7 protein-coding genes are annotated in these 5573 nt (G+C 63.8%); 4 read left to right on the plus strand and 3 right to left on the minus strand.

The genetic code is table 11. The features are described from left to right. Positions 1-10 precede the first annotated feature (10 nt). Together KAY22_RS23730 and petA are read right to left on the minus strand one after the other, a co-directional pair. Entirely contained in the window at positions 11-1294 is a 1284-nt protein-coding gene (locus tag KAY22_RS23730; protein ID WP_296625612.1) for a cytochrome b/b6, read from the minus strand. An 11-nt stretch (positions 1295-1305) separates the two neighbouring features. After that, positions 1306-1872 (minus strand): ubiquinol-cytochrome c reductase iron-sulfur subunit, encoded by a 567-nt coding sequence (gene petA, locus KAY22_RS23735; RefSeq protein ID WP_165325284.1) that lies wholly within the window; start codon positions 1870-1872, stop codon positions 1306-1308. 198 nt (positions 1873-2070) lie between these two features. Between petA and KAY22_RS23740 the strand changes: the two genes are divergently transcribed. The 3 genes from KAY22_RS23740 to KAY22_RS23750 are packed head-to-tail and all read left to right on the plus strand — an operon-like array spanning position 2071 to position 4008. Next, a complete protein-coding gene (locus KAY22_RS23740) occupies positions 2071-2520 on the plus strand; it encodes a tRNA (cytidine(34)-2'-O)-methyltransferase (RefSeq protein WP_296625613.1) in 450 nt (149 codons plus the stop codon). Further along, positions 2517-3377 (plus strand): oxygen-dependent coproporphyrinogen oxidase, encoded by an 861-nt coding sequence (gene hemF, locus KAY22_RS23745; protein WP_296625614.1) that lies wholly within the window; start codon positions 2517-2519, stop codon positions 3375-3377. Before KAY22_RS23740 ends, hemF begins: the two co-directional genes overlap by 4 nt. A gap of 4 nt (positions 3378-3381) precedes the next feature. Beyond that, a complete protein-coding gene (locus tag KAY22_RS23750) occupies positions 3382-4008 on the plus strand; it encodes a GNAT family N-acetyltransferase (RefSeq protein WP_296625615.1) in 627 nt (208 codons plus the stop codon). Here KAY22_RS23750 and KAY22_RS23755 read toward each other — a convergent pair. Next, entirely contained in the window at positions 3984-4778 is a 795-nt protein-coding gene (locus KAY22_RS23755; RefSeq protein ID WP_296625616.1) for a hypothetical protein, read from the minus strand. The genes KAY22_RS23750 and KAY22_RS23755 overlap by 25 nt on opposite strands. Positions 4779-4881: 103 nt before the next feature. Between KAY22_RS23755 and lipB the strand changes: the two genes are divergently transcribed. Further along, complete coding sequence (lipB, locus tag KAY22_RS23760; RefSeq protein WP_296625617.1) at positions 4882-5556, plus strand: lipoyl(octanoyl) transferase LipB; 675 nt, start codon at positions 4882-4884, stop codon at positions 5554-5556. The last annotated feature ends 17 nt before the right edge of the window (positions 5557-5573 follow it).

The raw sequence follows: 5573 nt of genomic DNA on the forward strand, positions 1-5573 counted from the left end.
CTCTATCCCCTTAGGCCTGGGTGCTCGTCGCGAGGGTAGCCCCGCTCTTGCCCTCGAGAACCGCCTCCGTGATCGAGTTCGGCAGCGGGAGCGGACGCTCCATCTTCGAAACGATCGGGAGGATGATCAGGAAGTGCGCGAAGTAATAGGCCGACGCGAGCTGGCTGATCATGACGTAGGGCTCTTCCGCCGGCGAACCGCCGCAATAGCCGAGGATCAGAACGTCGATCACCAGCAGCCAGAAGAACTTCTTGAACGCCGGGCGGTAGTTACCCGAACGAACCGGCGACTTGTCGAGCCACGGCAGGAAGAACAGCAGGAGGATCGCACCAAACATGGCGACGACGCCCCACAGCTTGGCCGGCAGGATGAAGTCGACGGTGAAGGCGCGCAGGATCGCGTAGAACGGCCAGAAATACCATTCCGGAACGATGTGCGCCGGCGTCGAGAGCGGGTTGGCCGGGATGTAATTGTCCGGGTGCCCCAGGAAGTTCGGCGCGAAGAACAGCACCGAGCAGTAGACGAGGAGGAACACGCCGAGGCCGAAGCCGTCCTTGGCCGTGTAATAGGGGTGGAACGGAACGGTGTCCTGCGGCCCCTTCACGTCGATGCCGGTCGGGTTGTTGGAACCCGGAATGTGCAGCGCCCAGATGTGCAGGATGATGACACCAGCAATCACGAACGGCAGCAGATAGTGCAGCGAGAAGAAGCGGTTCAGCGCGGCGTTGTCCGGGGCGAAGCCACCGAGCAGCCAGGTCTGGATCGGCGTACCGACAACCGGGATGGCCGAGAACAGACCCGTGATCACCTTCGCACCCCAGAAGCTCATCTGACCCCAGGGAAGGACATAGCCCATGAAGGCGGTGGCCATCATCAGCAGGAAGATCACGAGGCCGAGGAGCCACACCATTTCGCGCGGAGCCTTGTAGGATCCATAATAGAGGCCGCGGAAGATGTGGAGATAGACCACGATGAAGAAGAAGCTCGCGCCGTTGGCGTGCGCGTAGCGCAGCATCCAGCCCGAGTTCACGTCACGCATGATATGTTCGACCGAGTCGAACTCGACGAGACCGTTGGCCGCATAGTGCATCGCAAGCACGATGCCGGTGACCAGCTGGATCGTCAGCGCGACGCCGGCGAGGACGCCGAAGTTCCAGAAGTAGTTCAGGTTCCGGGGAACCGGATATCCACCGCCGACGGCGTTATAGACGAAGCGCGGGAGCGGAAGGCGGCTGTCCAGCCACTTCATCACCGGATTCTTCGGCTCGTAATGATTTGCCCAGGGAAAGCTCATATCTCTCTACCTCAGCCGACTTGGACGACGGTGTCGGATTTGAACGCATATTTCGGCACTTCGAGATTCTTCGGTGCCGGGCCTTTGCGAATGCGTGCCGCAGTGTCGTAGTGCGACCCGTGACAGGGGCAGAAATAGCCGCCGAACTCGCCCTTGACCTCGCCTTCGCCGGCTCCGAGCGGAACACAGCCGAGGTGGGTGCAGACGCCCATCGTGATCAGCCACTGCTTCTTGCCGTCGACGGTGCGCTGCTCCAGCGTCTGCGGGTCGCGCAGCGAGCTCGGATCGACCTTGTCGGCCTGCGCGATCTCGGCGGCGGTCAGATGCCGGACGAACAGCGGTTGCTTGCGGAAGATGGTCTTGATCGCCTGACCTTCCTGGATCGCCGACAGATCGACCTCGATCGACGCCAGCGCCAGAACGTCGGCGGACGGATTCATCTGGTTGATGAGAGGGATCAGTACGGTTGCGGCGCCCACGCCCGCAAAACTGACCGCTGCCACGTTGATGAAGTCGCGGCGACGGACGCCGTCCCCTGCCTCTTCACCGGGCTTTTCAATAGTTTCGAGCGTCGCCATTCCGGAACCCTTGCGCTGCCACGATATCAGACACATGCGTCCCAGGGTTCGAGCCGACAGCTTTTTGCCCCCTGCGCATGCGCAACCGCCCGCGAAAATCCCCGGCGGCTGCGCGCTGATAGCGCTGGTTCGGCGGCTTTGCCAATCCCATTTTCCTTTTATTGGCGCATCCGCACGCATTCGTTACTCAGCAAAGTCATGCGGATAGCTCTCTACCAGCCCGATATCGCCGGAAATGTCGGCACGATTCTGCGACTTGCAGCCTGCGTCGGAGTGCCGGTCGACATCATCGAACCCTGTGGATTTGCTTTTTCCGAGAGGGGGTTGCGACGCTCCGGCATGGACTATGCCGACGGCGTGGAGACGATGCGCCATGCCGACTGGACCGATTTCGAGGCGCAGCTTCCGGGGCGGCTCATACTCCTGTCGACCAAGGCAGCAGTGCCCCTTTGGGAAGCCGCCTTTTCCCCCGGGGACACGCTCCTGTTCGGCTCGGAAGGCGCGGGCGTGCCCGGCCTCGTCCACGATCGCGCCGATCTGCGGGTCCGGATTCCGATGCGACCGAATTTCCGATCCTTGAATGTCGCGGTCTCGGCTGGCATCGCGCTCGCCGAAGCCTTGAGACAGACCGGAGGATGGCCCGAATGATGCTCCAACTCGATCCGCAGCAGAGCGCCGCGCGAGCCTGGTTCGAATCGCTGCGCGACCGGATCTGCTCGGCTTTCGAGGCGATCGAAGCGGAAGCGGGCAGCGATGCGCGGTTCGGCTACACAGCCTGGAACCGCGACGACGACCCCGAAGGTCGCGGCGGCGGCGGCGTTCGCGGGCTGATGAAGGGCAAGGTGTTCGAGAAGGTAGGCGTCAACGTCTCGACCGTCGGCGGAGCCTTTGCGCCCGACTTCGCACGGACGATCCATGGCGCTGGCGACGAAAATCCCGACTTCTTCGCCACCGGTATCAGCCTGGTCGCGCATATGACGAACCCGCATGTGCCAGCCGTTCACATGAACACCCGCTTCCTCGTGACGACGAAGCGCTGGTTCGGCGGTGGTGCAGACCTCAACCCGCCCATTCCCTACGCGGAAGACACCGCCGCCTTCCATGCCCGCCTGAAAGCGGCCTGCGATCCGCATGGGGCCGACTATTATGACCGCTTCAAGGCGTGGGCCGACGACTATTTCTGGATTCCGCATCGCAAGGTACACCGGGGTGTCGGCGGGATTTTCTACGATCATCTCGAATGCACCGATGAAGCCGGCTTCGACGCCAATTTCGCGTTCACCCGCGACGTCGGAGAGGCCTTTCTCGACATCTTCCCACGAATCGTGCGCAACCGCATGGGCATGCCGGCCGATGCCGAGGACATGCGGCAGATGATGAACTTCCGCGGCCGCTATGCCGAGTTCAACCTGGTCTACGACCGGGGCACGCTGTTCGGCCTCAAGACCGGCGGCAACATCGACGCGATCCTGATGAGCCTGCCGCCGGTCGCGACCTGGGAGTAGGCCGATGCCGTTGACCCCCGTGGCGCCCGACCAGGTCGCGACGATCGTGACCTCGCTTGAGATGCGCGAACGCCCGCGGCCCCGCCCGATACCGGCCGCCCCCTTCCGCCTCACCCGCTGGAAGCAGCCCGGGGCCGAGAAATATCGTGCGCTCTTCCGCCGCGTCGGCGAACCCTGGCTGTGGTTCTCGCGGCTCGTCATGCCCGAGCCAGAGTTGCTCGCAATCATCCAGGACGAGGCGGTCGAGATATACGCGGTAGAGGACCGGCGCGGCATCGAGATCGGGATGCTCGAACTCGACTTCCGTATCGCGGGAGAAGCGGAGATCGCCTTTTTCGGTCTGGTGCCTGAACTGGCAGGCAAGGGCCATGGTGGATGGCTGATGGCGCAGGCGCTGGGCCTGGGCTGGCGAACCGGTATCGGCCGGATGTGGGTGCACACCTGCACGCTCGACCATCCGGCCGCGCTGGCCTTCTATCGCAAGCACGGCTTCCGGCCCTATGCTCGGGCGATCGAGACCTTCGCCGATCCGCGACTGGCCGGGATACTTCCGGCAGACTCGGCTCCCCACGTGCCGCTGTTCGGCGACACGACGGCTGATACGGATCAACCGGCGGCGAGCCGCCGATAGACGAGCGCCACATAAACCGAGAATCCGAGCGACAACGTCGCCTCGAGACCAAGGCTGACAATCAGACGCAGCGCTTCAGGGACGGCTTCGATCCCGGTCCCAAGCTTGATCAGTTCGAACAGCGAGCCGATCACCATGCGGTCGATGAAGGCAAGCAGGGTTCCGAGCAGGATCATGACGAGCCAGATGGCAACGAGCCGCATGACATTGTCCCGGCTGAGCATCCACGCGCGGCGCAGAGTCATGGCCGCCCCCTGCCCCTCGCACGCGGCAACGGCGGGTAGCATCAGCAGACGCACCCAGACGACCGCGAAGGGGATGATGAACAGCGTGGCGATCTGTGCCGCGAGGTTCGCCGAAGGCACGCCCGACTGAAAGATCATGACACCCAGCGTCGCGGCGACCATCACGGCCAGCGCGGCGGCAAAGGCCACCGACATGGCGACGAAGATTGCCACAAGTGCAGCGCCGAAGCGCCGGATCGCACCTGCCAGCGCCTCCCCCACGCTGATACCGGGGACAGTGGCAAGCAGGGCGAGAACCATATGGCCGAACAGGGTCAACAGCATGGCCGGTCCGAGCAGAAGGATTTCCGCCGGCATGGTCGGCGACGCCGATGCGCCCGCCTCTGCGATCGCCGGCATCGCTTGCCCGATCAGCAGTTGCGCGGGCGCGAAGATGGCGACAGCAACCGGGAACAGCAGCCCCCATTCACGCCGCAAGAAGGCGATCGTCTCCTCCCAGACCGAACCCAGCGAGAAAGATGTCATGGGCAAGCGGCTCCGATCGTCATGCCGCCCGCCTATTCCCGCTTCGACGACAGCGCAATCCATGGCTCTTGATCGGACGAAAAAAGCGGCGATATGCGGAGGGATGGTAGACCTTCTCGACGGCGTTGAGTGGCGCGTCACGCCAGGCCTCTCGCCCTACGCCGATACCCTGGCCGAAATGGAGGCGCGAGCGGCTGCGATCCGCGCAGGAGAGGCGCGCGAACTCATCTGGCTGCTCGAGCATCCGCCTTTGTACACCGCTGGCACCAGCGCCGCAGAAGAGGAGTTGCTCGCGCCTGATCGCTTTCCCGTATTCCGGGCCGGGCGTGGCGGGCGTTACACCTATCATGGGCCCGGCCAGCGGGTCGGCTATGTCCTGCTCGATCTGGAGAAGCGTGGGCGCGATGTGCGCTGTTTCGTCTCAGGCATCGAGCGCTGGCTGATCGCCACGCTCGGCGATTTCGGGATCGAGGGGCGCAGCGAGCCAGGCCGCGTCGGCATCTGGGTCGGCAAGGGCGCGGAGGAAGCTAAAATCGGCGCGATCGGCGTCCGCGTGCGCCGCTGGGTCAGCTTTCATGGCTTTTCGCTCAACGTGAATCCCGACTTGTCGCACTTTTCGGGCATCGTACCGTGCGGCTTGGGCGAATATCCGGTCACCAGCATGGCTCGGCTGGGGGCAACGGCCGGCATGGAAGCTGTCGATAGCGCGCTCCTACGCCATTTTCCCGATCTTCTGGGGCGTTTGGGGCAAAGCAGCTGCGATGCCGGGGACTCTTGAGCCGCCGAGTCGTTAGC

This window comes from Rhizorhabdus sp. (assembly GCF_018006725.1).
GTDB lineage: Bacteria > Pseudomonadota > Alphaproteobacteria > Sphingomonadales > Sphingomonadaceae > Rhizorhabdus.